23 protein-coding genes are annotated in these 26581 nt (G+C 70.9%); 17 read left to right on the top strand and 6 right to left on the bottom strand.

Annotation, left to right across the window (positions count from 1 at the left end):
• Window positions 1-96 precede the first annotated feature (96 nt).
• The 7 genes from ACIQM3_RS15365 (at window position 97) to ACIQM3_RS15335 (ending at window position 8617) form a co-directional block, all read left to right on the top strand.
• A complete protein-coding gene (locus ACIQM3_RS15365) occupies window positions 97-1251 on the top strand; it encodes a mandelate racemase/muconate lactonizing enzyme family protein (RefSeq protein ID WP_401623927.1) in 1155 nt (384 codons plus the stop codon).
• Complete coding sequence (locus ACIQM3_RS15360; protein ID WP_401623925.1) at window positions 1248-2267, top strand: zinc-binding dehydrogenase; 1020 nt, start codon at window positions 1248-1250, stop codon at window positions 2265-2267. The genes ACIQM3_RS15365 and ACIQM3_RS15360 overlap by 4 nt, the downstream gene beginning before the upstream one ends.
• Window positions 2268-2378: 111 nt before the next feature.
• Window positions 2379-3362, top strand: a complete 984-nt coding sequence (locus ACIQM3_RS15355; RefSeq protein WP_401623923.1) for a hypothetical protein — start codon at window positions 2379-2381, stop codon at window positions 3360-3362.
• Between the two features lie 130 nt (window positions 3363-3492).
• A complete protein-coding gene (chvE, locus tag ACIQM3_RS15350; RefSeq protein ID WP_401623921.1) occupies window positions 3493-4602 on the top strand; it encodes a multiple monosaccharide ABC transporter substrate-binding protein in 1110 nt (369 codons plus the stop codon).
• A 32-nt stretch (window positions 4603-4634) separates the two neighbouring features.
• Window positions 4635-6185 (top strand): multiple monosaccharide ABC transporter ATP-binding protein, encoded by a 1551-nt coding sequence (mmsA, locus tag ACIQM3_RS15345; RefSeq protein ID WP_401623919.1) that lies wholly within the window; start codon window positions 4635-4637, stop codon window positions 6183-6185.
• Window positions 6182-7423, top strand: coding sequence for a multiple monosaccharide ABC transporter permease (mmsB, locus tag ACIQM3_RS15340; RefSeq protein ID WP_401623917.1), 1242 nt, complete (start codon window positions 6182-6184; stop codon window positions 7421-7423). The genes mmsA and mmsB overlap by 4 nt, the downstream gene beginning before the upstream one ends.
• A 27-nt stretch (window positions 7424-7450) precedes the next feature.
• Window positions 7451-8617, top strand: a complete 1167-nt coding sequence (locus ACIQM3_RS15335; protein WP_401623915.1) for an aldose epimerase family protein — start codon at window positions 7451-7453, stop codon at window positions 8615-8617.
• A gap of 54 nt (window positions 8618-8671) precedes the next feature.
• On the opposite strand, the gene ACIQM3_RS15330 is transcribed toward ACIQM3_RS15335, so the two are convergent.
• Window positions 8672-10189, bottom strand: a complete 1518-nt coding sequence (locus ACIQM3_RS15330; RefSeq protein WP_401623913.1) for an alpha-N-arabinofuranosidase — start codon at window positions 10187-10189, stop codon at window positions 8672-8674.
• Window positions 10190-10365: 176 nt separating this feature from the next.
• Window positions 10366-10794 carry an organic hydroperoxide resistance protein gene (locus ACIQM3_RS15325; RefSeq protein WP_401623911.1) on the bottom strand — a complete coding sequence of 143 codons (429 nt, stop codon included), beginning with the start codon at window positions 10792-10794 and terminating at the stop codon, window positions 10366-10368.
• Window positions 10795-10910: 116 nt separating this feature from the next.
• Between ACIQM3_RS15325 and ACIQM3_RS15320 the strand changes: the two genes are divergently transcribed.
• A complete protein-coding gene (locus ACIQM3_RS15320; RefSeq protein WP_401623909.1) occupies window positions 10911-11381 on the top strand; it encodes an MSMEG_6728 family protein in 471 nt (156 codons plus the stop codon).
• A gap of 62 nt (window positions 11382-11443) precedes the next feature.
• Here the strand turns inward: ACIQM3_RS15320 and ACIQM3_RS15315 are convergent, their stop codons facing one another.
• Entirely contained in the window at window positions 11444-12463 is a 1020-nt protein-coding gene (locus ACIQM3_RS15315) for an NADP-dependent oxidoreductase (protein WP_401623907.1), read from the bottom strand.
• 113 nt (window positions 12464-12576) lie between these two features.
• Here ACIQM3_RS15315 and ACIQM3_RS15310 point away from each other — a divergent pair, with 113 nt between their 5' ends.
• Window positions 12577-13011 (top strand): MarR family winged helix-turn-helix transcriptional regulator, encoded by a 435-nt coding sequence (locus ACIQM3_RS15310; RefSeq protein WP_401623905.1) that lies wholly within the window; start codon window positions 12577-12579, stop codon window positions 13009-13011.
• A 31-nt stretch (window positions 13012-13042) separates the two neighbouring features.
• Here ACIQM3_RS15310 and ACIQM3_RS15305 read toward each other — a convergent pair whose 3' ends face one another.
• Complete coding sequence (locus tag ACIQM3_RS15305; protein WP_401623903.1) at window positions 13043-13636, bottom strand: hypothetical protein; 594 nt, start codon at window positions 13634-13636, stop codon at window positions 13043-13045.
• Between the two features lie 219 nt (window positions 13637-13855).
• On the opposite strand from ACIQM3_RS15305, the gene ACIQM3_RS15300 reads away from it, so the two are divergent.
• From ACIQM3_RS15300 to ACIQM3_RS15290, 3 genes are all read left to right on the top strand, one after another.
• The gene (locus ACIQM3_RS15300) at window positions 13856-14434 is read left to right on the top strand and encodes a hypothetical protein (protein ID WP_401623901.1); all 579 of its coding nucleotides are present in this window, start codon (window positions 13856-13858) and stop codon (window positions 14432-14434) included.
• A 132-nt stretch (window positions 14435-14566) separates the two neighbouring features.
• Complete coding sequence (locus tag ACIQM3_RS15295; RefSeq protein ID WP_401623899.1) at window positions 14567-15607, top strand: rod shape-determining protein; 1041 nt, start codon at window positions 14567-14569, stop codon at window positions 15605-15607.
• Between the two features lie 15 nt (window positions 15608-15622).
• Complete coding sequence (locus ACIQM3_RS15290) at window positions 15623-17128, top strand: GAF domain-containing protein (RefSeq protein WP_401623897.1); 1506 nt, start codon at window positions 15623-15625, stop codon at window positions 17126-17128.
• On the opposite strand, the gene ACIQM3_RS15285 is transcribed toward ACIQM3_RS15290, so the two are convergent.
• Complete coding sequence (locus ACIQM3_RS15285; protein WP_401623895.1) at window positions 17106-17537, bottom strand: Lrp/AsnC family transcriptional regulator; 432 nt, start codon at window positions 17535-17537, stop codon at window positions 17106-17108. The two genes, ACIQM3_RS15290 and ACIQM3_RS15285, sit on opposite strands and share 23 nt — an antisense overlap.
• 233 nt (window positions 17538-17770) lie before the next feature.
• Between ACIQM3_RS15285 and ACIQM3_RS15280 the strand changes: the two genes are divergently transcribed.
• From ACIQM3_RS15280 to ACIQM3_RS15265, 4 genes are all read left to right on the top strand, one after another.
• On the top strand, window positions 17771-18910 hold the full coding sequence (locus ACIQM3_RS15280; protein ID WP_401624363.1) for an MFS transporter: 1140 nt from the start codon (window positions 17771-17773) through the stop codon (window positions 18908-18910).
• 44 nt (window positions 18911-18954) lie between these two features.
• Window positions 18955-20412, top strand: a complete 1458-nt coding sequence (locus ACIQM3_RS15275; protein ID WP_401623893.1) for an acyl-CoA synthetase — start codon at window positions 18955-18957, stop codon at window positions 20410-20412.
• Entirely contained in the window at window positions 20405-21763 is a 1359-nt protein-coding gene (locus ACIQM3_RS15270) for a carboxyl transferase domain-containing protein (RefSeq protein ID WP_401623892.1), read from the top strand. The genes ACIQM3_RS15275 and ACIQM3_RS15270 overlap by 8 nt, the downstream gene beginning before the upstream one ends.
• An 82-nt stretch (window positions 21764-21845) precedes the next feature.
• The gene (locus ACIQM3_RS15265) at window positions 21846-22643 is read left to right on the top strand and encodes a VOC family protein (protein WP_401623890.1); all 798 of its coding nucleotides are present in this window, start codon (window positions 21846-21848) and stop codon (window positions 22641-22643) included.
• Window positions 22644-22658: 15 nt separating this feature from the next.
• Here the strand turns inward: ACIQM3_RS15265 and ACIQM3_RS15260 are convergent, their stop codons facing one another.
• Window positions 22659-23927, bottom strand: coding sequence for an MFS transporter (locus tag ACIQM3_RS15260; RefSeq protein WP_401623888.1), 1269 nt, complete (start codon window positions 23925-23927; stop codon window positions 22659-22661).
• A gap of 276 nt (window positions 23928-24203) precedes the next feature.
• Between ACIQM3_RS15260 and ACIQM3_RS15255 the strand changes: the two genes are divergently transcribed.
• Window positions 24204-26567 (top strand): GH92 family glycosyl hydrolase, encoded by a 2364-nt coding sequence (locus tag ACIQM3_RS15255; RefSeq protein WP_401623886.1) that lies wholly within the window; start codon window positions 24204-24206, stop codon window positions 26565-26567.
• The last annotated feature ends 14 nt before the right edge of the window (window positions 26568-26581 follow it).

Below are 26581 nucleotides of genomic sequence, written 5' to 3'. Positions count from 1 at the left end.
GTGCAAACCATTGACACGTCCCCTGGCCCGTCATTACCGTCACGCCAGCATTTCGAACGAGTGACGAAATACCGAACACGTTGAGAGGCATCCCTCGTGCGCATCACCGGAATCAGTACGCATGTCGTCGGCACGCCGTGGCGCAACCTCACCTACGTCCAGGTCCACACCGACGAGGGTCTCACCGGAGTGGGCGAGACCCGGATGCTGGGCCGCACCGACGCACTGCTCGGCTACCTGCGTGAGGCCTCGGCCAACCACATCAACGGCTCCGACCCGTTCGCGATCGAGGACCTCGTCAAGCGGATGAAGTACGGCGACTACGGGCGCGCCGGCGAGATCGTGATGTCCGGCATCGCGGTCATCGAGATGGCCTGCTGGGACATCAAGGGCAAGGCGCTCGGCGTCCCCGTGTGGCAGCTGCTCGGCGGGAAGGTCACCGACCGGGTCAAGGCGTACGCCAACGGCTGGTACACCACCGAGCGCACCCCGGAGGCGTACCACAAGGCGGCGCAGGGAGTCGTCGAGCGCGGTTACCGGGCGCTGAAGATCGACCCCTTCGGCACGGGCCACTTCGAGCTCGGCCAGGAGGAGACGCGTTACGCCGTGTCGCTCATCGAGGCCGTGCGGGACGCCATCGGGCCAGACACCGAGCTGATGCTGGAGATGCACGGGCGGTTCAGCCCGTCGACGGCGGTGCGGATCGCCCGCGAGATGGCGCCGTTCACGCCGGCCTGGCTGGAGGAGCCGGTGCCGCCGGAGAACCTCAGGGCGCTGAGCAAGGTCGCGGAGAAGGTCGACCTGCCGATCGCGACCGGTGAACGCATCCACGACCGGATCGAGTTCCGCGAGCTCTTCGAGTCGCAGGCCGTCGACATCATCCAGCCGGACGTCGGCCACATCGGCGGCATCCTGGAGACCCGCAAGCTCGCGGCGACCGCGGAGACCCACTACACGCTCGTCGCCCCGCACAACGTGGGCGGTTCGGTGCTGACCGCGGCGAGCCTCCAGGTGGCCGGCTGCACGCCCAACTTCAAGATCCTCGAGCACTTCAACGACTTCGCGGACGCCGACATCAAGAAGGTCGTCAAGGGCGCCCCGACGGTCGACCCGGCCACCGGCTGCTTCGAACTCTCCGACGCGCCCGGGCTCGGCGTGGAGCTGGACGTGGACGCGGCGGCGGAATTCCCGCAGCAGCAGGCGCGGTTCGACCTGTGGGCGGACGGCTGGGAGAAGAGGCAGCCCAAGTGACGTCACGCTCCCGCTCGTTGACCGTGGACCGGCCCGGCAGCCACACGCTGACCGAGGGGCCGCTCCCGGAGCCGGGCCCCGGTGAGGTCAGGGTGCGGGTCGCCGCGGCCGGGATCTGCATGAGCGACCGCGAGGTGTACGACGGCCACCGCGACCCCGCCTATGTGCGCTATCCCGTGGTGCCGGGTCACGAGTGGTCGGGGACCGTCGACGCCGTCGGCGAGGGCGTCGATCCCGCGCTGACCGGACGGCGCACGGTCGCCGAGGGTTTCCGGGCCTGCGGGCGCTGCGAGCGGTGCCGTTACGGGGAGACCTCCCTGTGCACGGCGGGGTACGACGAGACGGGATTCACCCGGCCCGGCGCGTTCGCCGACCACCTGGTGCTCCCGGCGCGGCTGCTGCACCCGCTGGCCGACGACGCCGATCTGCGTGCGGCGGCGCTGCTGGAGCCCGCCGCGGTGATCGCGGCGGCGGTGCGGGCCGGGGCGCCCGAGCCGGGTGAGCGGATCGCTGTCCTGGGCGCGGGCACGCTCGGCCTGCTGGCCGTGCAGCTGCTGGCCGCGGTCTCGCCCGCGGAGCTCACCGTGATCGACCCGAGGGAGGGACGGGCCGCGCAGGCCCTGGACTTCGGGGCGAGCGAGGCCCGGGTCCCCAAGGAGGCCGAGGAGGTGCGGGGCCGCTACGACCTGGTCGTGGAGACGGCCGGGGCGCCGTCCACCGCGGCCGACGCGTGCCTCCTGGCGCGGCGCGGCGGGCGGGTGGTGCTGACCGGGATGTTCACCCCGGGCGCCGCGGGTATCGACCCGGTGCACCTGTCGCTGAGCCAGCTCACCGTGCGCAGCGTCTTCGGCGCTCCCTCGGCGGCCTGGTCCTACGCGGTGCGGGCGTTCACGGCCGGGCTGCTCGATCCGGCGCCGCTGATCACCCACGAGTTCCCGCTGGAGCGGTTCGCCGACGCGGTCGCGCTGGTGGGGTCCGGGGACCCGGAGACCGGGAAGGTGCTGCTGCGGCCGTGACGGGCCCGCCCTGATCCGTGTGCCGGTACGGCGGCGTCCTGACCGCCTCCGTACCGGCGCACCCCCAAAGACCCGAATGTCGTCCGAAATACCGAACATGAAGGACCAGTCGTGAACGACGCCCCTGTCTCTCCCCCCGGTGCCGCCGGCGCCCGCCGTCCCGGTGACGCCGCGCTCACCGCGCTCGGTCTCGGGCCGGCGCCCCTGTCCCCGGCCGACGCCTCCCCGCACTCCTTCCCCGACGGCGGGAGCTGGCGCACCGAGGTGCCGTCCGTGGAGGGGCCGGAGGCCCTCGGCGTCGTACTCAAGGAGTCCGCGAGGCTCGACGTCCCGGTCCACCGCATCAGCCAGGGCAGCGGCATCTGGATGCTGACCGACGCGGAGATCACCGAGATGGTGGAGGGCTGCGCCGAACGGGACATCGAGCTCTGCCTGTTCACCGGCCCGCGCGGCACCTGGGACACCGGTGCGTCCGTCCGTACGGACTCCGGTGGCGCCGGGCTGCGCTCCCGGGGGCACGACGCCCTGGCGGGCTGTGTGGAGGACGCCCTGCGCGCCACCGGGCTGGGAGTGAAGTGCCTGCTCGTGGCCGACGAGGGCGTGCTGTGGACCCTGCACCGGCTGCGTGAGCAGGGCGTCCTGCCCGCCGACACCACCTTCAAGGTGTCGGCGCTCATCGGACCGGTGAACCCGGCCTCGTACGCCGTGTTCGAGCAGCTCGGCGCCGACTCCATCAACATCCCGTCGGACCTGACGCTGGCCCAGTTCACCGAGATCCGCCGGGTCTCCCGGGCCCCGATGGACCTCTACATCGAGGCCCCGGACGACCTGGGCGGTTACGTGCGGATGTACGAGGTCGCCGAACTGATCCGGCGCGGCGCGCCGCTGTACCTGAAGTTCGGCCTCTCCAAGTCGCCGGGGATCTACCCGTACGGCCAGCACCTGCGGGAGCTGGCGCTGGCCACCGCGAAGGAGCGGGTGCGGCGCGGCCGGCTCGCGCTGGACCTGCTGGCGCGGCACGGGGCGGACGGCGACATGGCCGCGCTCGGCAGCCGGCTGCCGGGCCCGCTCAACCGGTTCGGAATCTCGTCATAACGCTTCGGAAACACTCTCCCCAAAAAAAGACAGAGCCGCGCACAATCCCACAACACCTGTTCTCGGTCGACCGCCCTCAGCCTTCCGGCACCACCGGACCGAGTCCTGACCCACATCAAGGATGATGACTATGCGCAACCGCAGAGCCGCACTTGCCGCCATAGCCTCCGCCGCCTCCCTCGCGCTCACTCTGACCGCCTGCGGCCAGAGCGGCGAGGGCGGCAGCGAGGAGAAGAAGGGCGGTGCCGACGGCGCCACCATCGGCGTCGCGATGCCGACCAAGTCCTCCGAGCGCTGGATCTCCGACGGCGCCAACGTCGTGAAGGAACTGAAGGGCAAGGGCTACAAGACCAAGCTCGTCTACGGCGAGGACGACCCGGACCAGCAGGTCTCGCAGATCGAGAACATGATCACGCAGGGCGTGGACGCCCTGATCGTCGCCGCGATCGACAACAAGTCCCTCGACAACGTGCTGCAGCAGGCCAAGGACGCCGACATCCCGGTGATCTCCTACGACCGACTGATCCTCGGCACGGAGAACGTCGACTACTACGCCTCGTTCGACAACGAGAAGGTCGGCGAGCTGCAGGGCACGTACATCGCGGACAAGCTCGGTCTGACGGACGGCAAGAAGGGCCCCTTCAACATCGAGCTGTTCGCCGGCTCCAACGACGACAACAACACCAAGTACTTCTTCCAGGGCGCGATGAACGTCCTCAAGCCGTACGTGGACAAGGGCGAGCTGGTCGTCAGGTCGAAGCAGACCGCCCTCAACCAGGTCACCACTCTCCGCTGGGACGGCGGCACGGCGCAGAAGCGCATGGACGACCTGCTGACGTCCAGCTACCGCTCCACCCGGGTCGACGCCGTCCTCTCGCCGTACGACGGCATCTCCATCGGCATCCTCTCCGCCCTGAAGTCGGACGGCTACGGCTCCAAGGCCAAGCCGATGCCCGTCGTCACGGGTCAGGACGCGGAGCTCGCATCCGTGAAGTCGATCATCGCGGGTGAGCAGACCCAGACCGTCTACAAGGACCTGCGCAAGCTCGCCGAGGTCGCCTCGAACATGGTCGACGCCGCACTGAACGACAAGAAGCCCGAGACCAACGACACCAAGTCCTACGACAACGGCGTCAAGGTCGTCCCCGCCTACCTGCTGCAGCCGGTCAGCGTCGACAAGGCCAACTACAAGGAAGCCCTCATCGACGACGGCTACTACAGCGAGAACGACCTCAAGTAACCGGGAACCCTCAAGGATTGGAAGGCAAGACCATGGCGGGACCCGTCCTGGAAATGCGCTCGATCGTCAAGACCTTTCCCGGTGTCAAAGCGCTTTCGGACGTCACACTGACCGTCCGTCAGGGCGAGGTCCACGCCATCTGCGGCGAGAACGGCGCCGGCAAGTCGACCCTGATGAAGGTGCTCTCAGGAGTCCATCCGCACGGCAGCTACGAGGGGGACATCCTCTTCGACGGCGAGGCCTGCCGGTTCAAGGACATCCGGGCGAGCGAAGAGCACGGCATCGTGATCATCCACCAGGAGCTGGCTCTGGTGCCGTACCTCTCCATCGCGGAGAACATCTTCCTCGGCAACGAGCACGCCAAGCGCGGACTGATCAACTGGAACGACACCCTCAGGCACGCCGGTGAACTCCTGCGCCGGGTCGGCCTCGACGAGCACCCCGAGACCCGCGTCGCCGACATCGGCGTGGGCAAGCAGCAGCTGGTGGAGATCGCCAAGGCGCTGTCGAAGAAGGTGAAGCTGCTCATCCTCGACGAGCCGACGGCGGCGCTCAACGACGAGGACAGCGGCAAGCTCCTCGGCCTGATCCTTCAACTGAAGGAACAGGGCATGACCTCGATCATCATCTCGCACAAGCTGAACGAGATCCGCCGGGTCGCCGACTCGGTCACGATCATCCGCGACGGGCGCTCCATCGAGACGCTCGACGTGAAGGCGGCGGAGACGACCGAGGACCGGATCATCAGCGGGATGGTCGGCCGCGACCTGGAGAACCGCTTCCCGGAGCGCACCCCGCACCACCCGGAGGAGGGGAGCGCTCCCGCCCTGGAGATCCGCAACTGGACCGTGCACCACCCGATCGACCAGCAGCGCAAGGTCGTCGACGACGTCTCGATCGAGGTGCGGCGCGGCGAGATCGTCGGTATCGCCGGGCTCATGGGCGCCGGCCGCACCGAGCTGGCGATGAGCGTCTTCGGCCGCTCCTACGGGCGGTACGCGGGTGGCACCGTCCTCAGGGACGGCACCGAGATCCGTACGAAGACCGTCCCGGAGGCGGTCAGGCACGGCATCGCGTACGCCACCGAGGACCGCAAGCACTACGGCCTCAACCTCATCGACACCATCAACCGGAACATCTCGCTGACCGCGCTGGGCAAGGTCTCCAAGCGGGGTGTGGTCGACGAGCACGGGGAACGGCAGGTCGCCGAGGGCTTCCGCACGTCCATGAACATCAAGGCGCCGACCGTCTTCGAGCCGGTGGGCAAGCTCTCCGGCGGCAACCAGCAGAAGGTCGTCCTCAGCAAGTGGATCTTCGCGGGTCCCGAGGTGCTGATCCTGGACGAGCCCACGCGCGGCATCGACGTGGGTGCCAAGTACGAGATCTACACGGTCATCGACCAGCTGGCCGCCCAGGGCAAGGCGGTCGTCTTCATTTCCTCCGAACTGCCGGAGCTGCTCGGCATGTGCGACCGCATCTACACGATGGCCGCGGGACGGCTGACGGGTGAGTTCTCGCGGGCCGAGGCCTCGCAGGAAGCGCTGATGCGTCAGATGACGAAGGACAAAGAGGTAACCCGATGAGCACGGACACGACTGCCAAGACACCGTCCCCCGCGCCGACAGGCGGCGGATCGGCCTCCGGCGGCGGCCTGCTGCAGCTGATGATCGGCGGCATGCGCCGCAACATGCGCCAGTACGGCATGCTGATGGCCCTCGGCCTGATCGTGGTGCTGTTCGCGGTGTGGTCGGGGGGCGACCTGCTGCTGCCGCGCAACGTCTCCAACCTGGTGCTGCAGAACAGCTACATCCTGATCCTCGCGATCGGCATGATGCTCGTCATCATCGCGGGCCACATCGACCTCTCGGTCGGCTCACTGACCGCGTTCATCGGCGCGATGTCCGCCGTGCTGATGGTCGAGCACGATCTCGCCTGGCCGCTCGCGGTGGTGCTGTGCCTGGCCATCGGCGCCGTCGCCGGCTCGGTCCAGGGCTTCTTCATCGCCTACCTCGGCATACCGTCGTTCATCGTGACCCTCGCGGGCATGCTGCTCTTCCGCGGTCTGACGGAGATCTTCCTGAAGGGCCAGACCCTCGGCCCCTTCCCGAAGGACCTGCAGAAGATAGCCAACGGCTTCCTGCCGGAGGTCGGGCCGAACACCAACTACCACAACCTCACCCTGCTGCTGGGCTTCGCGCTGATCGCCTTCGTGGTCTTCCAGGAGGTCCGCGACCGCAAGCGGCAGCAGGAGTTCGCCCTCGACGTGCCGCCGGTCAAGCTGTTCCTGCTGAAGCTGGTCGCCCTGGTCGCCGCCGTCCTGGTCGTCACGCTGCTGCTCGCCAGCTACAAGGGCGCCCCGGTCGTGCTACTCATCCTGGGCGTGCTGGTCGTCGGGTTCGGCTACCTGATGCGCAACGCGATCATCGGCCGCCACATCTACGCGATCGGCGGCAACCTGCCCGCGGCGAAGCTGTCGGGCGTGAAGGACAAGAAGGTCACCTTCCTGGTCTTCCTGAACATGGGCATGCTCGCGGCCCTGGCCGGTCTGGTCTTCGCCGCCCGGTTCAACGCGGCCTCGCCCAAGGCCGGCCTCAACTTCGAGCTGGAGGCCATCGCCGCCTCCTTCATCGGTGGCGCGTCGATGAGCGGCGGCGTCGGCACGGTCCTCGGCGCGATCATCGGTGGCCTGGTCCTGGGCGTGCTGAACAACGGTATGAACCTCGTCGGCATCGGCACCGACTGGCAGCAGGTCATCAAGGGCGCGGTGCTGCTGGCCGCCGTCGGCTTCGACGTCTGGAACAAGCGCAAGGTCGGCTCGTAACACCCGTTCTCACGACAGGAGTTGTTCATGACCTTCACCACCGGAACCAGCAGACGCACCGTCCTGGTGGCCACGGCCGCCACCGGGCTGGCCGTGGCGGCGGGCGCACCGGCCGCGCACGCCGCGGCCGGCGGGCGCACCCCGTCCAGGGAGCTCTTCGGCACGCTCGCCGACGGGACGAAGGTGCACCGCTGGACCCTCGCCAACGGCGGGACCCGGCTGAAGGTCCTGTCCTGGGGCGGTGTCGTCCACTCCCTGGAGACCCCCGACCGCAGGGGACGCACGGAGAACGTCGCGCTCGGCTTCGACAACCTTCCGGACTACGTGGCGAAGTCCCCGTACTTCGGCGGGCTGATCGGGCGGTACGGCAACCGCATCGCCGAGGGGCGTTTCACCCTGGACGGAGTCACGCACCAACTGCCCGTCAACGACGGCCCCAACAGCCTCCACGGGGGCGACCAGGGCTTCGACAAGCGGGTCTGGGACGTGGAGCCGTTCACCGGACGCGGTGACGTGGGGCTGGTCCTGACCCGGACCAGCCCGGACGGCGAGGCCGGCTACCCGGGCGCGCTCGCCGTCCGTGTCGTCTACACCCTCACCGCCCGGGGTGAGTGGCGCATCGACTACACCGCGACGACCGACCGCGCCACGGTCCTCAATCTGACCAGCCACACGTATTTCAACCTGTCGGGCGAGGGCAGCGGCAGCGTCGACGGGCATCTGCTGGAGCTGGCGGCGGCACGCTACACGCCGGTCGGGTCCACGCTGATCCCGACGGGCGAGCTCGCGCCGGTGGCGCGTACGCCGTTCGACTTCCGGCGGTCCCGGGCCATCGGGGAGGCCGTCCGCACCCCGCACGAGCAGGTGGGTTACGGACAGGGGATCGACCACAACTACGTGCTGGACAAGGGGATCACGGCCCGCCCGGAGTACGCGCTGACCGTGACGGACCCCGGCTCCGGCCGGGTGATGAAGATGTACACGACGGAGCCCGGCATGCAGGTCTACACGGGGAACTTCCTCGACGGCACGCTGACGGGCACCTCGGGGCGGGTCTACCGCCAGGGCGACGCGTTCTGCCTGGAGTCCCAGCACTTCCCGGACTCCCCCAACCAGCCGTCATTCCCCTCGACGGTGCTGCGGCCCGGTGAGACGTACCGCTCGACGACGGTGCACGCCTTCTCGGCCCGCTGACCGGTCACACGTACGGCGCCCTCCCCCGAGCGGGGAGGGCGCCGTACGGCGTTGTCACACCAGCCGGATCATGTTCCAGGACATCGGCTCCAGCACGGCCTTCAGCGTGCCGCCGGCCAGCTCCGTGCCCTCGGCGGTGTGCGGGACGACCCGCTCGGGCTCGGCAAGGGTGTTACGGGCCTCCGGGTCGGCGTCCGCGACGACCTGGTGCTCGGCGACACGGTCCAGATCCAGCCCCGCCAGGGCGACTTCGAGCGGCAGGACGGCGTGCTGGCTGCGGTTGACGGCGAACACCGTGACGGCACCCGTCTCCGGGTCGCGTACGGCGGTGGCGTGCAGCAGGTCCGTCTCGCCGTACTTCGCCGTCCCGTACGTGGGCGAGTCCACCCGTACGTCCAGGACCTGGCCCCGTCCGTACCGCGCGGCCTGGGCGAAGGGGAAGAAGGTGGTCTGCCGCCAGGCCGGCCCGCCGGGCTCGGTCATGATCGGCGCGATCACGTTGACCAGCTGGGCGAGGCAGGCGACGGTCACCCGGTCCGCGTGACGCAGCAGCGCGATGAGCAGGCTGCCGAAGACGACGGCATCGGTGACGCTGTAGTTGTCCTCCAGCAGCCGCGGCGCCTCGGGCCAGTCGAGGGGGTTCTCCTCCGTCTCCTGCTGGAAGCGCTTCTGGTACCAGACGTTCCACTCGTCGAAGGAGAGGTTGATCTTCTTCGTGGACTTCAGGCGCGCCCCCACGTGGTCGCAGGTCGCGACGACGCTCTCGATGAAGGACTCCATGTCGACGGCCGAGGCGAGGAAGGAGTCACGGTCGCCGTCGGTCTCCTCGTAGTAGGCGTGCAGCGAGACGTAGTCGACGAGGTCGTAGGTCTCGGCGAGCACCGTCGCCTCCCACGCCGCGAACGTGGGCATGGCGCGACTGGAGGACCCGCAGGCGACGAGCTGGACGGAGGGGTCGATCTGCCGCATCGCGCGCGCGGTCTCGGCCGCGAGCCGCCCGTACTCCTCGGCGGTCTTGTGGCCGGTCTGCCAGGGGCCGTCCATCTCGTTGCCCAGGCACCACAGCTTGATGCCGAAGGGGTCCTTGTCGCCGTGGGCGGCGCGGCGGTCGGAGAGCTCCGTGCCGGACGGGTGGTTGGCGTACTCCTGGAGCTGGATGGCCTCCTGGACGCCGCGGGTGCCGAGGTTGACCGCGAGCATCGGTTCGGCCTGCGGGCCGACCTTCCTGAGGAAGTCGATGTACTCGGAGAGGCCGAAACGATTCGTCTCGGTGGAGCGCCAGGCGAGGTCGAGGCGGCGGGGCCGCTCGTCGGCGGGCCCGACGCTGTCCTCCCAGCGGTAGCCGGAGACGAAGTTGCCGCCGGGGTAGCGGATGGCGGTGACGCCGAGTTCGCGGACGAGATCCAGGACGTCGGTGCGCAGTCCGGCCTCGTCCGCCGACGGGTGGCCGGGCTCGAATATGCCGTCGTAGACACAGCGGCCGAGGTGCTCGACGAAGGAGCCGAAGAGCCGGGGGTCGACGGCGCCGACGGTGAAGGCCGGGTCGAGGGTGAAGCGCGCGGTGCGGGTCATGGCTTCCTTACTCGTTCGATATTTCGGATGCTGCTCGTAACCTCGAACGGGACCGTAGAGTTCAACCTCCACGGTCGTCAATGCCTCTGCGCGCTTTTACGGATACGGGCGGCCGCACACGACCGAGGGCCGCACCCCTGTGACGGGATGCGGCCCTCGGACGTATGCGAGCAGGCTCAGCCGGCGGACAGCTCGACCTTGATGTTGCCCCGGGTGGCGTTCGAGTACGGGCACACCTGGTGCGCCTTCTCCACGAGCGCCTGCGCGGTGGCGGAGTCGACGTTCGGGATGGAGGCGCTGATCGCGACCTCCAGGCCGAAGCCTCCCGCCTCCGTCTTGCCGATGGAGACCGACGCGGTCACCGTCGAACCGGAGATGTCGGCCTTCTCCTGACGGGCGACCACGCCGAGCGCGCCCTGGAAGCACGCGCTGTAGCCGGCGGCGAAGAGCTGCTCGGGGTTGGTCCCCGCGCCGCTGCCGCCCATCTCCTTCGGCGGGTTGACGACGACGTCGAGCTTGCCGTCGTCGGTGGAGACGCGGCCGTCGCGGCCGTTCTCAGCGGTGGCGACGGCGGTGTAGGCCACGTCGATGTTCTGGATGCTCATGCGGTCATTCCTCCTGCTGGTGCGCCGCGACTCGCGCCCACGATCGCGACGGCCTGCGCCGAGCCTAGCGGGTGACCTCGGCGGATACCCGGGCCCGGACGCGGTAGGCATGATTCATGCAGACTTTCCTGCCGTACGCCGATTTCTCCCGGAGTGCCCTCACCCTTGACCCCCGCCGGCTCGGCAAGCAGCGGGTCGAGACGATCCAGGTGCTGCGAGGACTCACCGTCCCCGGCTACGGCTGGCGGCACCACCCGGCCGTCCACATGTGGACCGGGTACGAGGAGGCGCTCGTCCGCTACGGCCTGGACATGTGCGCCGCGTGGACCGCGGAGGGCAGGGCCGACACCTGTGCGGCGACCCTGCGCAAGGACCTCGCCGCCTCGCTCGGGCGCACCGCCGTCCGGTCCGCCGCGGAGCTCGCGGCGGCGGCCGAACTGCCCCCGTGGCTGGGTGACAGGGCGTTCCACAGGAGCCATCGCTCCGCGCTCGTACGCAAGGACCCGGGGTACTACCGCCCGCTGTTTCCCGGTGTGCCGACGGATCTGCCCTACGTGTGGCCTTCCTCGGACCGCGAGGGGCGATGACGGGCGGCCCCGGGCGCCGGTGGCGGGCCCGTGTCCCGGGGCCCGCCACCGGCAGGGAGCCGTCAGGCGTCCAGCGAGACGATCATCTTGCCGGTGTTCTCGCCGCGCAGCAGGCCGACGAAGGCGTCGTAGCCGTTCTCGATGCCCTCGACCTTGGTCTCGCGGTACTTCAGCTCGCCGGAGGCCAGCCAGCCGGCCACGTCCTGGACGAACTGCGGCTGGAGCGCGGCGTGATCGCCGACCAGGATGCCCTGGAGGCGGAGCCGCTTGCCGATGACGAGCGCGAGGTTGCGCGGGGCCGGGGTGGGCTCCGTCGCGTTGTACTGGGCGATCATTCCGCAGATCGTGGCGCGGCCGTGGAGGTTGAACGAGGAGATCGCGGCCTCCAGGTGCTCGCCGCCGACGTTGTCGAAGTAGACGTCGATGCCGTCCGGGGCCGCCTCGCGGAGCTGGTCCCTGACCGGGCCGTTCTTGTAGTTGAAGGCCGCGTCGAAGCCGTACTCCTCGACGAGGAGCTTGACCTTCTCGTCGGAGCCGGCCGAGCCGATGACCCGGGAGGCCCCCTTGATCTTCGCCATCTGGCCGACCTGGCTGCCGACCGCACCGGCCGCGCCGGAGACGAAGACCGCGTCGCCCTCCTTGAAGGAGGCGACCTCGAAGAGGCCGGCGTAGGCCGTGAGCCCGGGCATGCCGAGCACACCGAGGTAGGCGGAGAGCGGGGCGATCGAACCGTCGACCTTGACCGCGTGCTTGGCGGGGACGTCGGCGTACTCGCGCCAGCCGAGGCCGTGCAGGACGTGGTCGCCCACGGCGAAGCCCTCGGCGTTCGACGCGACGATCTCGCCGACCGCGCCGCCGTCCATGGGGTGGTCGAGCTTGAAGGGCGGGGTGTACGACTTCACGTCGTTCATCCGGCCGCGCATGTAGGGGTCGACCGAGAAGTGGAGGTTGCGGACGAGGACGCGGCCCTCACCGGGGGCGGCCACCGGCGCCTCGCGCAGCGCGAAATCCGAGGCCTCGGGCCATCCGTGCGGACGGGCGACGAGGTGCCATTCGCGGCTGGACGTGGGAAGTGCGGACATGGGCTCGGGTCTCCTCGATGTCGTGCGGGCGGGAAGCCGAAAAGCTTCAGGACATGAAACAACCATGCGTCCAGATATTTCACCTTGTCAAGTAATTCGGTACCCTGGGTGTCATGGCCACCTCGCGCACGGATCCGCTCACCCTCGACGTCATCCAGCTCATCGGTGGCGTCGTGGCGCGCTACCACGAGGAGTACGAGCGGGCCGCGGCCACACACGCGCTGACCGGCGCGCAGGCCAGGGTGCTCGGACTGCTGTCCCTGGAACCGATGCCCATGCGCAAGGTTGCCCGGAAACTGAAGTGCGAACCGTCCAACATCACGGGCATAGTCGACCGGCTGGAGGTCCGTGGCCTGGTGGAACGCCGCCCGGACCCGGCCGACCGGCGGGTGAAGCTCGCCGCCCCGACCGAGGAGGGCGTCCGGACGGCCCGGCAGCTGCGGGACGCGCTGGACTTCGCCCGGGAGCCGCTCGCCGAGCTGTCGGAGTCGGAGCGGACGGTGCTGCGCGACCTGCTGCGCCGGATGCTCGGCGAGGACGCGGCTTAGAACCTCTGCCGCGTCCGGAACCTCTGCCGCGTCAGAAGCAGAAGATGATCCAGTGGCAGGTCTCCGTCGGCGACGGGGTGGGGGTCGGGTCCTCCGACGGCTGCGGCGGCGTCGGGTCCACGGTCGGCTTCCCGGAGCCCGACGGCTCGGCCGGCGCTTCCGTTTCCCCAGGGTCCGCGGGCGCGGACGCGGACGGCGAGGCGGCCTCGGGGGCGGAGGACGACGGGGGCGCCCCGGGCGCCGTGGTGCGGGCCGGGCCGCCCGTCGCGGTCGCGGAGTGGGAGTCGGTGACCGGCACGACGGTGGGCGCCTCCACCGGGCCGGGATCGTCGGGGTCCGTGCTCGACGACGCGGACGGGACGGGCTCGGTCGCGGTGGCCGTGGCCTCACTCACGTACTCCGAGGCACCACTGTCGCCCTCGGGCTCCATGGCCAGCTCGGCGAGGCTCAGCGCGCCCAGCGCCAGCACCACGCCCACCGCCGTCAGCAGCAGCGCACGGCCACGCCGCCGGTGCCCCCTGCGGCGGCGACCGGCGCTGCCCCGGGCGCGGCGGCGGTGACCGGCGGCCCCGGACGCCTCAAGGGTCTCGCCGGGCGGCTCCGGGTCACCGCCGGAGGGACCCAAGACGGCGTAGGGGACCAGCGCGTCTGCGGGGGTCCCGCAACCGGCGCAGGCCAGCGCCCCGTTGAGGTGCCGTTGGCACGGGTGGCAGTAATCCATGGCGCCCGCAGACTAGACGTGCACGGAACAACACAGGAAGCCGCGCAGGTGAAAATCCTGTGTGGAATCCAGGAATCCGGCGTGGGCCGCCCGATACGTTCGACAATCGGCAGGATGGGGCCCATGACCGCTCCCGCCCCGTTCGGGCCGCTCCAGTTCCAGCTCGTCCTGCTGCGCCGGATGGCCGACCACCAGCCGGACCTCGTCGAGGACGCCCGCCATGAACTGAGCGCCTCCCTCGCCGAGATGCGGGAGGCGAACCGCCGCTGGCAGGCGATGCTGCGCGCCCCGCGCGGCCGGGGCGCGCTGCGCCGCTACCGCTCGGTCCTGGGCGAGCCCGAGTCGTCCGTACGCCGCGAGGTAGGCGACCTGGAGTGCGACGCGCTGCTGTGGCCGCTGCCGCTCTGGCCGGACCTGCGGTTCGAGGTGATGGCGGGCCCCGGCGGAGCCGTGTGGAACGAATGGCTGGTCCGCGCCCCGGGCGTGGCGGGCCCTGAGCTGCGTACGGCCGCCGACCTGCCCCCCTGGTCGTGCACCGTGGACGAGGTGGCCAGGGCGTTCGCCCCGGCGCGCCCCATGGAGGGCAGCGCGCCGACCCGCTGGGCACTGGCCTTCACCGATCCGGCCACGCCCGGCGGGCGGCCCCGCGTCGCCGAGTTCACCTGGGGACTGTTCCAGCGGCTGCTGCCTGACGGCCCCTGAGATCTGGCGCGCCGTCAGCTCGGTTCCCCCCTACGGCTCACCCAGCGCGCGCCGCCCCGGCCACGGCGCGACGATGCCAGGACAGCCGGCTGCCGCCGGTGCCCCCCGTCAGCGCTCTCGGGAGAACCTGCCGTGACCGTCAGTCTCGAACAGTTGCGCCGTTGCCATGTCGCCGTCGATCTCGGGGCCGCGAGGACCCGTGTGTACATCAAGGGAGTGGGGCTCGTCGTCGACGAACCCAGTGTCTGCGCCGTGAACACGCGCACCGGCTCACTCATCGCCGTCGGCGCGCTCGCCGAGCAGATGACGGGGCGTACGCCCGCGTACATCCGGGTGGCCCGCCCGGTCTCCGGCGGAACCGTCGTCGACATCGACATGGCGCAGCGCATGCTGCGCCATCTGCTCGGTGAGAAGCTCCGCCGCCAGCTGCGCCGCAAGCCGCGGCTGCGGGCCGCCGCCTGTGTCCCGCACGACGCCGATCCGCTGGCCCAGCGGGCGGCCGTCGAGACCCTCGTGGGGCTCGGCGCGCGGCGGGTGGAGCTGGTCGACACCCTGATCGCCGCGGCCATCGGCTGCGGACTGCCGGTGGAGCAGCCGACCGCAACCATGATCATGGTCTGCGGGGCCGCCACCACCCAGATCGCCGTGCTCTCGCTCGGCTCGATCGTGACGGCGGTACGCATCCCGATCGGCGGCGAGGCCATCGACCACGCGGTCATCCAGCATCTGCGCCAGCACCACGAGCTGATGCTGCCCAGCCAGTCCGTGCGCCCTCTGCAGCTGGCGCTCCGGGGCAACGGCCTCACGCTCGCCGGCCCCGCGATGACGGAGATCCACGGCCGTGACGTGGCGACCGGTCTGGCCCGTTCGGTCCAGGTCGACACCGCCGCCGTACGCCAGGCGATCCACGCCCCGCTGACCGCGGTGCTCGACGGGCTGGGGAAGGTGCTGCGTGACTGCCCGCCCGACCTGGTGGCGGACATCGCGGAGTCCGGGATCATGATGGTCGGCGGCAGCGCCCTGCTGCCGGGGCTCGACCAGATGCTGCGCGACGCCACGGGCGTGCCGGTGAACATCGCCGAGCGGCCCGACGTGTGCTCGGTGCTGGGGCTCGGCGCGATGCTGGACGGCACGGTCCAGCCGCTGGTCCTCGCCCCGCTCGCAGGCCGATAGCCGGCGGGCTCGCCGGTGGACGGGACGGATCTCGACCTGCGGACCACCCTCCAGCACATCGTGGACACCGCGACGGCGCTGGCCGGGGCGCGCTACGGCGCCCTGGCCCTCCTCCACGGGGAGGACCGCCATGTCACCGACCTGTTCACCACCGGCCTCTCCGAGGGCGAACGCCGCGCCGCGAGCCCGCTCCTGGACGGGCGTACGGGCATCCTCGGGGCCCTCGTGGACGAGGCCCAGGCCGTACGCGTCGACGATCTGACGGCCGGTCCGCACCCCCGCACCCTTCCGGAGCCGCTCCTCCCGATGCGCTCCTTCCTCGGAGCGCCCGTCCGGGTGCACACCGAGGTGCTCGGCAGCCTCTGCCTCACAGCCGGGCAGCCGGGGCGCTTCACGGACACCGAGTCGGCGCTGCTGCGGTTGCTCGCCTCCCAGGCCGCCGCGGCGATCAGCGGCGCCCATCTGTACGAGGCGGCACGGCAGCGGGAGCACTGGATCGAGGGCGCGGCGGCCGTCACCCGGGCGCTGCTGACCGGAGCGGGCACGACGGACGCCCTGACGACCGTCGCCGAGCGGGCCAGGGTGCTGGCCGGCGCGGCGGCCGGGGTGATCCTCCAGCCGACCCCGGGCGGCGGGATGGAGATCGTCGCCGCCTCCACGCTGGACGATCCGGCCGGCCTCGTCGGCACCGCCATCGAGCCGGGCTCCCCCGTCCTCGTGCAGCTGCTGGGCGGCGAGGAGGTCTTCATCGAGGACTCCGCGACGGACGACCGGATGACGACGCCCGTACGGTCCCGGTTCGGCCCCAGCATGATGCTGCCCCTGGAGAACGGGGGCAGGCTCATCGGCACGCTCGCCCTCCCCCGGCGGCGCGGTGAGGCCCCGTACACGGCGATGGACCGGCTGCTCGCCTCCCAGTTCGCCTCCCAGGCGGCACTGGCCCTGGTGATGGCCGACGCGCAGCACTACCGGGAGCAGCTGGCGGTCTACGAGGACCGCGACCGCATCGCCCGGGACCTGCACGACCTCGTCGTACAGCGGCTGTTCGCGACGGAGATGATGCTGGAGTCGACCCGCCGCAAGGACCTGGCGGGCGACACCGGGACCGCCGAGCTGCTCGGACACGCGGTCGACGAACTGGACTCCACGATCCAGGAGGTCAGGACCGCGATCTTCGCGCTCCAGCAGCCGCCGGCCGAGGCCCCCACGACCTTCCGCGGCCGGGTCCTGCGCGAGACGGGCGGAGCGGCGGCGGTGCTCGGCTTCCAGCCGTCGGTTCAGTTCACCGGCGCGGTGGACGCCCTCGTGAGGGAACCTGTGGACGGCGAACTGCTCGACGTGCTGCGCGGCGCGCTGGCGGCCGCGCACCGGCGGGCGGGGGTGTCGGCCGTCGAGGTCGAGGTCGACGCGACGGCGCGGCTGCCCGACGGGCGTGCGGCGGTGCGGCTGGTGGTCGCGGACAACGGGCGCGCCGAGGACGGCGAACGGTCACGGACCGTCACTTGGCAGGTGCCGCTCTGAGGGCGATCCGGGTGTTGGAGTGGGCGACGCCCGCGTCCTTCTTCAGCCGTCGCAGCAGCGTGTCCAGGGAGCCGGGGTCGGCCGCGGTGGCGCGTACGAGGTAGTCGTGGCCGCCCGTCACGTGCACCACCTCGGTGATGCCGGGCAGGGTCAGCACCGAGCGTTCGAACTCCTCGTTCGTCGTGTCGAGACGCAACGACACGTCGATGAAGACGACGAGGCCGGAGCGGGTGTCGGCGGCCGGGTCGACGATCACCGTGAAACCGCGGATCACCCCGTGGCGGCGCATCCGGCGCACGCGGTCACCCGCCGCGTTGGCACTGAGTCCCACGCGCACGCCCAGATCGCGGTACGAGATCCGGGCGTCCTCCTGGAGAATGCCGAGGATCTCTCTGTCCAACCGGTCCATACCGGTGATTGTCGCAGCTCGGGGCGGGAAACGGCGGGTGAGAGGCCCGTCCCGGGGCCGCCGGGAGGCCCTCCGCCCATGGGGCGTCTGCCGTGCGACGGCCTTACCCGGATGGCGCAGCCCACCGTGCCGCGCCCTGCCCTCCGCCCTTGACTTGCGGTGTGGAGACAACCGCCAAGCAGGCCCCCGCCCCGGACCGGAAACAGTCCGCCGCCGCCTACCGGAACCTGATCATGGCCACGATCGGATTCACGCTCACCTTCTGGGCGTGGAACCTGATCTCCCCCTTGTCCGGTGACTTCAAGGAGCGGCTCGGTCTGAGCTCCTTCCAGCAGTCGCTGCTGGTGGCGGTGCCCGTGCTCGTCGGCTCGCTCGGCCGGATCCCGGCGGGCGCGCTGACGGACAAGTTCGGCGCCAAGCTGATGTTCCCGGTCGTCTCGGCCCTCACGATCGTCCCGGTGCTGCTGCTCATCCCCGCGAAGGACTCCTACGGGGCGATGCTGGCAGTCGGCTTCCTGCTCGGGCTCGGCGGTACGACGTTCGCGATCGGCATCCCTCTGGTCAACTCCTGGTTCCCGCCCGCGAAGCGGGGTCTCGCGCTCGGCGTGTTCGGTATGGGTATGGGCGGTGTCGCGCTGTCCGGCTACTTCACGCCGAGGATCGCCAAGCACAGCGAGAACCTGCCGTTCTGGATCGTCGCCGGCGCGCTCCTCGTCTACTCGCTGCTCGCCGCGGCCCTCATCACCGACCACCCGGAGCGCAAGATCCCGGCGGACTCGCTGGCCCACCGGCTGGGCGAGGCGAGCCGGCTGCGGGTGACCTGGGAGCTGTCCGCGCTGTACGCGATCGGCTTCGGCGGCATCGTCGCGTTCGGGGTGTATCTGCCGACGTATCTGAAGACCTGGTACGAGATGTCACCGACGGAGGCGGGCACCAAGGCGGCGGGATTCGCCCTGGTCACCGTCATCTTCCGGCCGATCGGCGGCTGGCTGTCGGACCGGGTCCACCCCGCCCTGGTCACGGCCGGGGCTCTGCTGCTGGCCGCGCTGATGGCCATCGTCCAGGCCTTCGACCCCCCGCTGAATCCGCTCGGCACGGTCGCGCTGCTCTGCATGGCGGCCGGGCTCGGCACCGCGAGCGGAAGCGTCTTCGCCCTGGTCTCGCAGGTGACCCCGCAGGCCAAGGTGGGCAGCGTGACCGGCATCGTCGGCGCGATGGGCGGGCTCGGCGGGTTCGTGCCGCCGCTGGTCATGGGAGCGATCTACAGCGCGAAGGACTCGTACTCGATCGGCTTCATGCTGCTCTCCGACCTGGCGCTGGCGGGCGCCGTCTACGCCTACGGCCGGATGCGGACCATCCGGCGCGACGGCTGACGGCCCTCTTCGGGACTTCACGGAAACGGCCTAGGCTTCCCCAGGTGACCTCTCTTCTGCCCGCGCTGCGCGGAGCGTCCGGCCGGACGGACTCCCCCGAGGCTGTCCGGTTCGGCGAACACGTCCTGACCTACGCACAGTTGGACGAGGCGTCCGCGTCCCTCGCCGCCCGGATCTCCGGAGCGGGACGCGTCGCCGTCTGGGCCACGGCCACCCCGGAGACGGTGGTCGCCGTCGTGGCGGCGCTACGGGCGGGGGTGCCCGCCGTGCCGCTCAACCCGAAGACCGGCGAGCGGGAACTCACGCACATCGCCGCCGACAGCGCGCCCTCGGTGGTGCTGGCCGGGGCGGACGACGTACTGCCGTCCGCGCTGAGCGGTCCGGAGCGGCTGGATGTCGACACGGCCGCCCGCTCGGCGGAGGCCGGCCTCCCCGAGCCCTCCGCGGACTCCCCCGCGCTGGTCGTCTACACCTCCGGCACGACGGGCCCGCCCAAGGGCGCCGTCCTGCCCCGACGGGCGATCGCCGCGACGCTGGACGCGCTGGAGGACGCCTGGCTGTGGACCGGCGAGGACGTCCTGGTCCACGCCCTGCCGCTGTTCCATGTGCACGGGCTGATCCTGGGCATCCTCGGCCCGCTGCGCCGGGGCGGCTCCGTGCGCCACCTCGGCCGGTTCTCGGCGGAGGGGGTGGCCCGGGAGCTGCGCTCCGGGGGGACGATGCTGTTCGGGGTGCCCACGATGTACCACCGGCTGGCAGGCGCCCTGGACGGTCCGGCCGGGGCCGGCGACCTCGCGAAGGCCCTGGCGGGCGCCCGGCTGCTGGTCTCGGGCTCGGCGGCGCTGCCGGTCCACGACCACGAACGGATCGCGGCCGCCACCGGCCGGAGGGTCATCGAGCGGTACGGGATGACGGAGACCCTGATGAACACGGGCGTACGGGCCGACGGGGCACCGCGCGCCGGGACGGTCGGCCCGCCCCTGCCGGGCGTGGAGCTCAGGCTCGTCGAGGAGGACGGCACCGTGCTCCAGGACACCGCGTCCATCGGCGAGATCCAGGTGCGCGGCCCGAACCTCTTCACCGGCTATCTGAACCGCCCGGACGCCACGGCCGCCGCCTTCACCGAGGACGGGTTCTTCCGTACGGGCGACATGGCCACCGTCGACCCCGACGGCTATGTGCGGATCGTCGGACGCAAGGCCACCGACCTCATCAAGAGCGGCGGCTACAAGATCGGTGCGGGAGAGATCGAGAACGCCCTGCTCGACCACCCCGGTGTCCGGGAGGCGGCCGTCACCGGTGAGCCGGACGCGGACCTCGGCGAGCGGATCGTCGCCTGGGTGGTGCCGGCCGACCCCGGATCGCCCCCGGGCGAGAGGGAGTTGGCGGACCATGTGGCGGATCTGCTGGCCCCGCACAAGCGCCCGCGCGTCGTCCGTTACCTCGACGTACTGCCCCGGAACGAGCTGGGCAAGATCATGAAGAGGTCGCTCGGTGTCTGACCCCACGTGCGCCCGCCTGTCGGCGCGGGAGGCGATCGCCGCGGTCACCGGGAGCTTCACGGAACACCGTCCGGCCGAGCGGCCCGTCCCGCCGGACGGCCCGCTCGGCTGGAGCGGTTACGCGGAGTCCAGGGCGCGCGCCTCGGCGCGGACCGGCGAGGAGGAGTCCGTCCTGTACGGGACCGCCGTCGTCGGCGGCCGGGAGTGCGTCCTCGTCTCGTTCGAATTCGGCTTCCTGGGCGGCTCGTTGGGCGGGCACACCGGTGACCGCCTGGAAGCCGCGTACGCGCTGGCGGGCGAGCGGAGGCTGCCGCTCGTCTCCCTCGTCGCCACCGGGGGCAGCCGGATGCAGGAGGGCATGATCGCGCTCATACAGCTTCAGCGGGTGGCCCGCGCGTCCACGCGGCTGAGGGCCGAGGGGCTGGCGCAGATCGCGGTGCTCCGGGATCCGACGACCGGGGGCGGATGGGCCACCGTGGGGGCGGGCTCCGACGTGGTGCTGGCGCTGCCCGGTGCGCAGATCGGCTTCGCGGGTTCCCGGGTGCGGCCCGCCGACGCGGATCCGTACGCGTACACCGCCGAGGGGCAGCTCGCCGCGGGCCAGGTCGACGCGGTCGTCACGCCGGAGGAGCTGCCGGGGACGCTGGGCCGCTGGCTGGCCGCGCTGACGGTCGCGGAGCCGGTGCGGGCCGCCCCGGTGCCGGGCGCGCTGTCGGCCACGGGGCTGCCGGCGACCGGCTGGGACGCGGTGGAGCAGGCCAGGGCGGCGGCGCGGCCACGGGCCGAGGCCTATCTGGACGCGTACTTCGAGGACCGGCTGCCGCTGAACGGCGACCGGTGCGGCGGCAGGGACCCGGGGCTGCTCTGCGGGGTCGGTCTGCACGCCGGGCGCCCCGTCGCGTACGCCGCGCAGTGCGGCACCGCGACCCGCCCGGCGGGCTACCGTACGGCGGCCCGGGTGATCCGGATGGCTGACCGGCTCGGTCTCCCCGTGCTGACCCTGATCGACACCCCTGGCGCCGCCAACGACGCGGAGGCGGAACGGGCGGGCGCGGGCGCCGCCATCGCCGACGCCTTCGCGGCGGTCGCCGGGGCCCGGGTCCCCGTGACGACGCTCGTGATCGGCGAGGGCGGCTCCGGCGGGGCGCTGGCGCTGGCCGCGCCGGACAACACCCATGTCACGACGGACAGTTACTTCTCGGTGATCGCGCCCGAACTGGCGGCGGCCATCCTGAAGCGCGGCCCGGACGAGGTGCGGCCCACCGCCGACCAGCTCCGGCTGCGCCCCCAGGACCTGGTGGAGCTCGGAGTGGCCCGTTCAGTGGTCGGCCCCGCCGGGCCGGAGGGCTGAGACGCGCTCGGCGCGCCGCTCGGGCGACGGTTGGCTAGCGTGACAGAAAGGACCATCCGCCGAGTGAAGAGGGGTCCGAGTCATGGCCGCAGAATCCGAGGGCACTCCGTGCTGGGCCGACGGCACGTTCGGCGACCTCGAAGGGGCGAAACGTTTCTACGGTGAGCTCCTGGGCTGGACGTACACCGACTCGATGCCGGAGTACGGCGACTACACCCAGGCCCACGTGGACGGCAGGGCGGTCGCCGCGCTGTCGCCTCCCATGCCCGGCCAGGAGGCACCGAACGCCTGGTGTCTGTACCTCGCGTCACCGGACGCCGCCGCCACCACCGCGAAGATCCGCGAGTACGGGGGCCAGGTGCTGGTGGAGCCGATGCAGGTCGGCGACTTCGGGACGATGGTGCTGGCCACCGACCCGGGCGGGGCGGCCTTCGGGGTGTGGCAGGCCGGCAGCCACGAAGGTTTCGAGGCCCGGGTGGTGCCCGGCGCCTTCGCCTGGGCCGAGATCTACACCCGGGAACCGGCGAAGGCTGACTCCTTCTTCCGGTCCGTCTTCGGATACGGCGTGAAGCAGCTGGACGACGACGCGATCGACTTCTCGCTCTACGACCTGGGCGCCGACCCGGTGCTCGGCCGGATGAAGATGGGTGAGGAGTTCCCGCCCCAGGTGCCGGCCCATCTGAACGTCTACTTCGGCGTGGCCGACTGCGACGCGGCGGTGGAGAAGGCGAAGTCGCTCGGGGCGGAGCTCCGCTTCGGTCCGATGACCATCCCGTTCGGCCGGTTCGCGTCCCTGACGGACCCGCAGGGCGCGGTGTTCTCGCTGTTCGACCCCACGACGACCGGGGGCGAGATGCCGGGCGTCACGGACGCCTCCTGACCGGTCCCCCGGCCCCTACGGCTGCGGATCGCGTGCGTCGTACCGGGCGAAGCCGCGCCAGCGAAGCCCCAGCACGCACACCACCAGCACGCACGCGATGCCGCCGCCGGTCACCGCCACGGCCGGTGAGGTCAGGTCGGCCACGGAGCCGGCCACGAGATCCCCGAGTCGTGGGCCGCCCGCCACGACGACGATGAACACGCCCTGCAGCCGGCCGCGCATGTCGTCCGGCACGGCCGCCTGGAGCATGGTGTTGCGGAAGACCATCGAGACGGAGTCCGCGCACCCGGCCAGTGCGAGCAGGACCAGCCCGGGCCAGAGCTGCCGGGTGAGCCCGAACACGGCGACGGCTCCGCCCCAGCAGGCCACGGCGATCAGCACCGCGAACCCGTGCCGGTGGACGCGGCCCAGCCACCCGGAGAAGACGTTGCCCAGCAGCGCCCCCAGCGCCGGGGCGGCGACCAGGAGTCCGGTGGTCTTCGCGTCGCCGCCGAACCAGACCACGGCGACCACGGGGAAGAGGGCACGGGGGTGGGCGAGCACCATGGCGCTCAGGTCGGTGAAGAAGGTCATCCGGAGATTGGGCCTCGTGCCGAGGAAGCGCAGGCCGTCCATGACGGACGCCCGCCGGGCGCCCTTCTCCCCCGCGGCCCGGTCGGGCAGCATCGAGGGCAGCCGCCACATCGCGTACAGCGAGGCCGTGAAGGTGACGGCGTCGACGGTGTACGCCGCCCGGTAGCCCCACCAGCCGACGATGAGGCCGCCGAGCATCGGGCCTGCCAGGCCGCCGGTGGTGGACGTCATGGCGTTGAGCGCGTTGGCGGCGGGCAGCTGTTCGGCCGGGAGCAGCCGGGCGATCATCGAGCTCCGGGCCGGGGAGTTGAGCGCGAAGCACACGGCCTGGAGGGCGACGACCGTGTAGAGCAGCCCCACGTGCTCGACCCCGGCGAAGGTCACCGCGGCCAGCACGAGGGAGAGCAGGAACGACCCGGTGGCGCTGAAGAGCCCCAGTCTGCGCCGGTCGACGGTGTCGGCGACGGCTCCGCTGTACAGACCGAGGAGCACCAGCGGGACGAGTGAGCAGAGACCGATCAGCCCGACGGAGAACGCGGACCCGGTGATGTCGTAGACCTGGAGGGAGACGGCCAGCGCCGTCATGCCCTGCCCGATCCAGGAGACGGTGTTCCCGAACCAGAGCCGCCGGTAGTCCGGGGAGGAACGCAGCGGCGTCAGGTCGGCGAGTATGCGGGTGCGGGATACACCTTGTTCGGCTGTTTCGGTCACAGGGGATGGTAACGGCCCCCTGTGGAGCGGGGGCGGCAGCGGTCTCCGGCCCCGGCCGCGGCTGAGCACGCGACAGCCATCGGCGCGCCTTCCAGCTGACGCGCACCCGCGGGCCGGTACCCCGAGCAGGCACTGCGGTCGTGCGCCGAAATAACCGAATCCGAACCCGCACCACGGGTGACCGGACGTGAGCAACGATGGGTTGACGGACAGGTGTCGCAAGGGAAAGGATCATCGAGCTCGAATTTGACAACGTTGTCGTACGAGAGGACCGGGATGAGAGTGCTGAAGCGCACCTTCACCGCCTTGTTGATCACCACCACCCTGGCCACGCTTTCCGTCACCTCCGGCGTCGCCGACGCCAGGGAGCAGGGACCGAAGTTCGCCGCCGACCCCACCACGCTCGTCGACACCTCGATCGGCAACAACGGTGACGGAACCACCTTCCCGGGCGCGGCCGCCCCGTTCGGCATGGTGCAGCTGAGCCCCGACACGCAGCTGAACAAGTACGCGTCCTACGACTATGCGCAGGACACCATCCTCGGTTTCAGCCACACACACCTCTCCGGCATCGGCTGTCAGACGATGGGCAACTTCCGGTTCATGCCGACCACCGGTGCGGTCACGTCGTCCGACCCGGCGCAGTACGGTGCGAAGTTCAGCCATGACAACGAGACCCGCGCACCCGGCTCCTACGGCGTGAAGTTCGACAACGGCATCCAGGCCGAGCTCGCCGCGACGGAGCGCACCGGCCAGCACCGCTACACCTTCCCCGCCGGATCGGGACCGGAGAACGTCCTCATCGAGGCCGGCGAGAGCAACGGCAGCACCTACGCCGGGGACATCAAGGTGGTCGGCCGGGACACCGTGGAAGGCTGGCTCCAGGGCGGCAACTTCTGCGGTGAGACCGGCAAGGAGCGCTACCGGATCTTCTTCAGCGCCAAGTTCGACCGGAAGTTCTCGAAGTTCGGCACCTGGTCCGACGGCACCCTCACTCCGAACCGGCGCGAGGCGTCGCGCGGCACCAAGCGCGCCGGCGCCTGGCTGACCTTCGACCCGGCCGAGGGTGATCAGGTCGGTACATCGGTGGGCCTGTCCTACACCTCGGTCGACGGCGCGCGCCTCAACCGCCGGGCCGAGCAGCCGAAGTCGTTCGACAAGGCCCGGACCGGCGCGCACGACGCCTGGCAGGACGAGCTGAACCGCATGCGCGTGGCAGGCGGAAGCACCGCCGACCAGCGCACCTACTACAGCGCGCTCTACCGCTCGCTGCTGCACCCGTCGATCGGGTCCGACGTCGACAACCGCTACCGCGGCTTCGACGACAAGGTCCACCGCGCGGATGCCACGTACTACCAGATGTTCTCGCTCTGGGACACCTACCGCTCGCAGAACCAGCTGGTGGCCCTGCTGCACCCGGACAAGGCCGCGGACATGGCCAGGTCCGTGCTGCGTATCCACCAGGACGGCGGCTGGCTCCCGCGTTGGGCGCTCGGCAACGGCGAGACCAACGTGATGAGCGGCGATCCCGTCACCCCGTGGATCGTGGACATCCACAACCGCGGCCTGCTCGACGACCGCACCTCGCGGCAGTTGTTCGACGCACTCTGGAAGAACGTCAACGAACTCCCCTCGGATCAGTCGGCCTTCCGCGGCCGTGACGGCAACCCGACGTACGTGGAGAACGGCTGGGTCGGTTACCAGGACCTGCCCGGCTACCTGTACGGCGACAGCCGCCAGGCGGGGTCGGCCACGCTCGAGTACTCGCTCGCGGACTGCGCGCTCTCCACGATGGCCGACGACCTCGGCTACAAGGACAAGGCCGCGGCTCTCGCCCCGCGCTGCGAGAACTTCACCAAGCTCTGGGACACCGACGTCACCTCGCAGGGCTTCTCTGGGTTCCCCGTCACGAGGAACGCGGACGGCACCGTCGCCGGTGACCCCGACCCCACCCAGCCCGGTGCGTTCCACGAGGGCACCGCATGGCAGTACCAGTGGCTCGCCCAGCAGGACCCCCAGACCCTCTTCGGTCTCATGGGCGGTCAGGCCAAGGCCGAGCAGCGGCTCGACACGTTCTTCGACATGCCGACCGTGCTCGCCGACCCGGCGAAGGCCGCTTCGGAGTCATGGGTGACCGGCGCGTACGACTACCACAACAACTTCGCCTTCAATCCCAACAACGAGCCCGATTTCCACGCGCCGTGGATGTACTCCTGGACCGGCGCACCGTGGAAGACCTCAGCCGTGCTGCGCGCGATGCGGACGCTCTTCACCGACAACGCCTACGGCATGCCCGGCAACGACGACCTCGGCTCCACCTCGTCGCTGCTCGTCTTCGCCATGGCCGGCGTCTTCGAGGCCCAGCCAGGTTCCGCCAACTACATCGTCAGCGCGCCTATGTTCGAGAAGGTCGAGATCCGGCCTGAGCACGGACGCAGGATCAGCATCGAGGCACCGGGCGCGAGCGCGTCGAAGCTCCAGTACGTGTCCTCCGTGGGCACGGACAAGGGCAAGCTGCGCCGCAGCTGGGTCTCTCACGAGGACCTGCTCCGCTCCGGCACGATCAAGATCAAGCTCTCCGGCAAGCCGACGAACTGGGGCGTCGACGCCGCCCCGCCGGCCATGGCCCCCAAGGGCTGAAGCCTCGGGGGCGG

Source organism: Streptomyces sp. NPDC091271, from assembly GCF_044757505.1.
GTDB lineage: Bacteria > Actinomycetota > Actinomycetes > Streptomycetales > Streptomycetaceae > Streptomyces.
This window is presented reverse-complemented; position numbering and strand designations above follow the sequence as displayed.

Excerpts from the sequence above, each read along its gene's own strand:
- chvE (WP_401623921.1), top strand. The coding sequence starts at position 3,493 with ATGCGCAACCGCAGAGCCGCACTTGCCGCCATAGCCTCCGCCGCCTCC.
- mmsA (WP_401623919.1), top strand. The coding sequence starts at position 4,635 with ATGGCGGGACCCGTCCTGGAAATGCGCTCGATCGTCAAGACCTTTCCC.
- mmsB (WP_401623917.1), top strand. The coding sequence starts at position 6,182 with ATGAGCACGGACACGACTGCCAAGACACCGTCCCCCGCGCCGACAGGC.
- ACIQM3_RS15335 (WP_401623915.1), top strand. The coding sequence starts at position 7,451 with ATGACCTTCACCACCGGAACCAGCAGACGCACCGTCCTGGTGGCCACG.
- ACIQM3_RS15330 (WP_401623913.1), bottom strand. The coding sequence starts at position 10,189 with ATGACCCGCACCGCGCGCTTCACCCTCGACCCGGCCTTCACCGTCGGC.
- ACIQM3_RS15325 (WP_401623911.1), bottom strand. The coding sequence starts at position 10,794 with ATGAGCATCCAGAACATCGACGTGGCCTACACCGCCGTCGCCACCGCT.
- ACIQM3_RS15320 (WP_401623909.1), top strand. The coding sequence starts at position 10,911 with ATGCAGACTTTCCTGCCGTACGCCGATTTCTCCCGGAGTGCCCTCACC.
- ACIQM3_RS15315 (WP_401623907.1), bottom strand. The coding sequence starts at position 12,463 with ATGTCCGCACTTCCCACGTCCAGCCGCGAATGGCACCTCGTCGCCCGT.
- ACIQM3_RS15310 (WP_401623905.1), top strand. The coding sequence starts at position 12,577 with ATGGCCACCTCGCGCACGGATCCGCTCACCCTCGACGTCATCCAGCTC.
- ACIQM3_RS15300 (WP_401623901.1), top strand. The coding sequence starts at position 13,856 with ATGACCGCTCCCGCCCCGTTCGGGCCGCTCCAGTTCCAGCTCGTCCTG.
- ACIQM3_RS15285 (WP_401623895.1), bottom strand. The coding sequence starts at position 17,537 with ATGGACCGGTTGGACAGAGAGATCCTCGGCATTCTCCAGGAGGACGCC.
- ACIQM3_RS15280 (WP_401624363.1), top strand. The coding sequence starts at position 17,771 with ATGGCCACGATCGGATTCACGCTCACCTTCTGGGCGTGGAACCTGATC.
- ACIQM3_RS15265 (WP_401623890.1), top strand. The coding sequence starts at position 21,846 with ATGGCCGCAGAATCCGAGGGCACTCCGTGCTGGGCCGACGGCACGTTC.
- ACIQM3_RS15255 (WP_401623886.1), top strand. The coding sequence starts at position 24,204 with ATGAGAGTGCTGAAGCGCACCTTCACCGCCTTGTTGATCACCACCACC.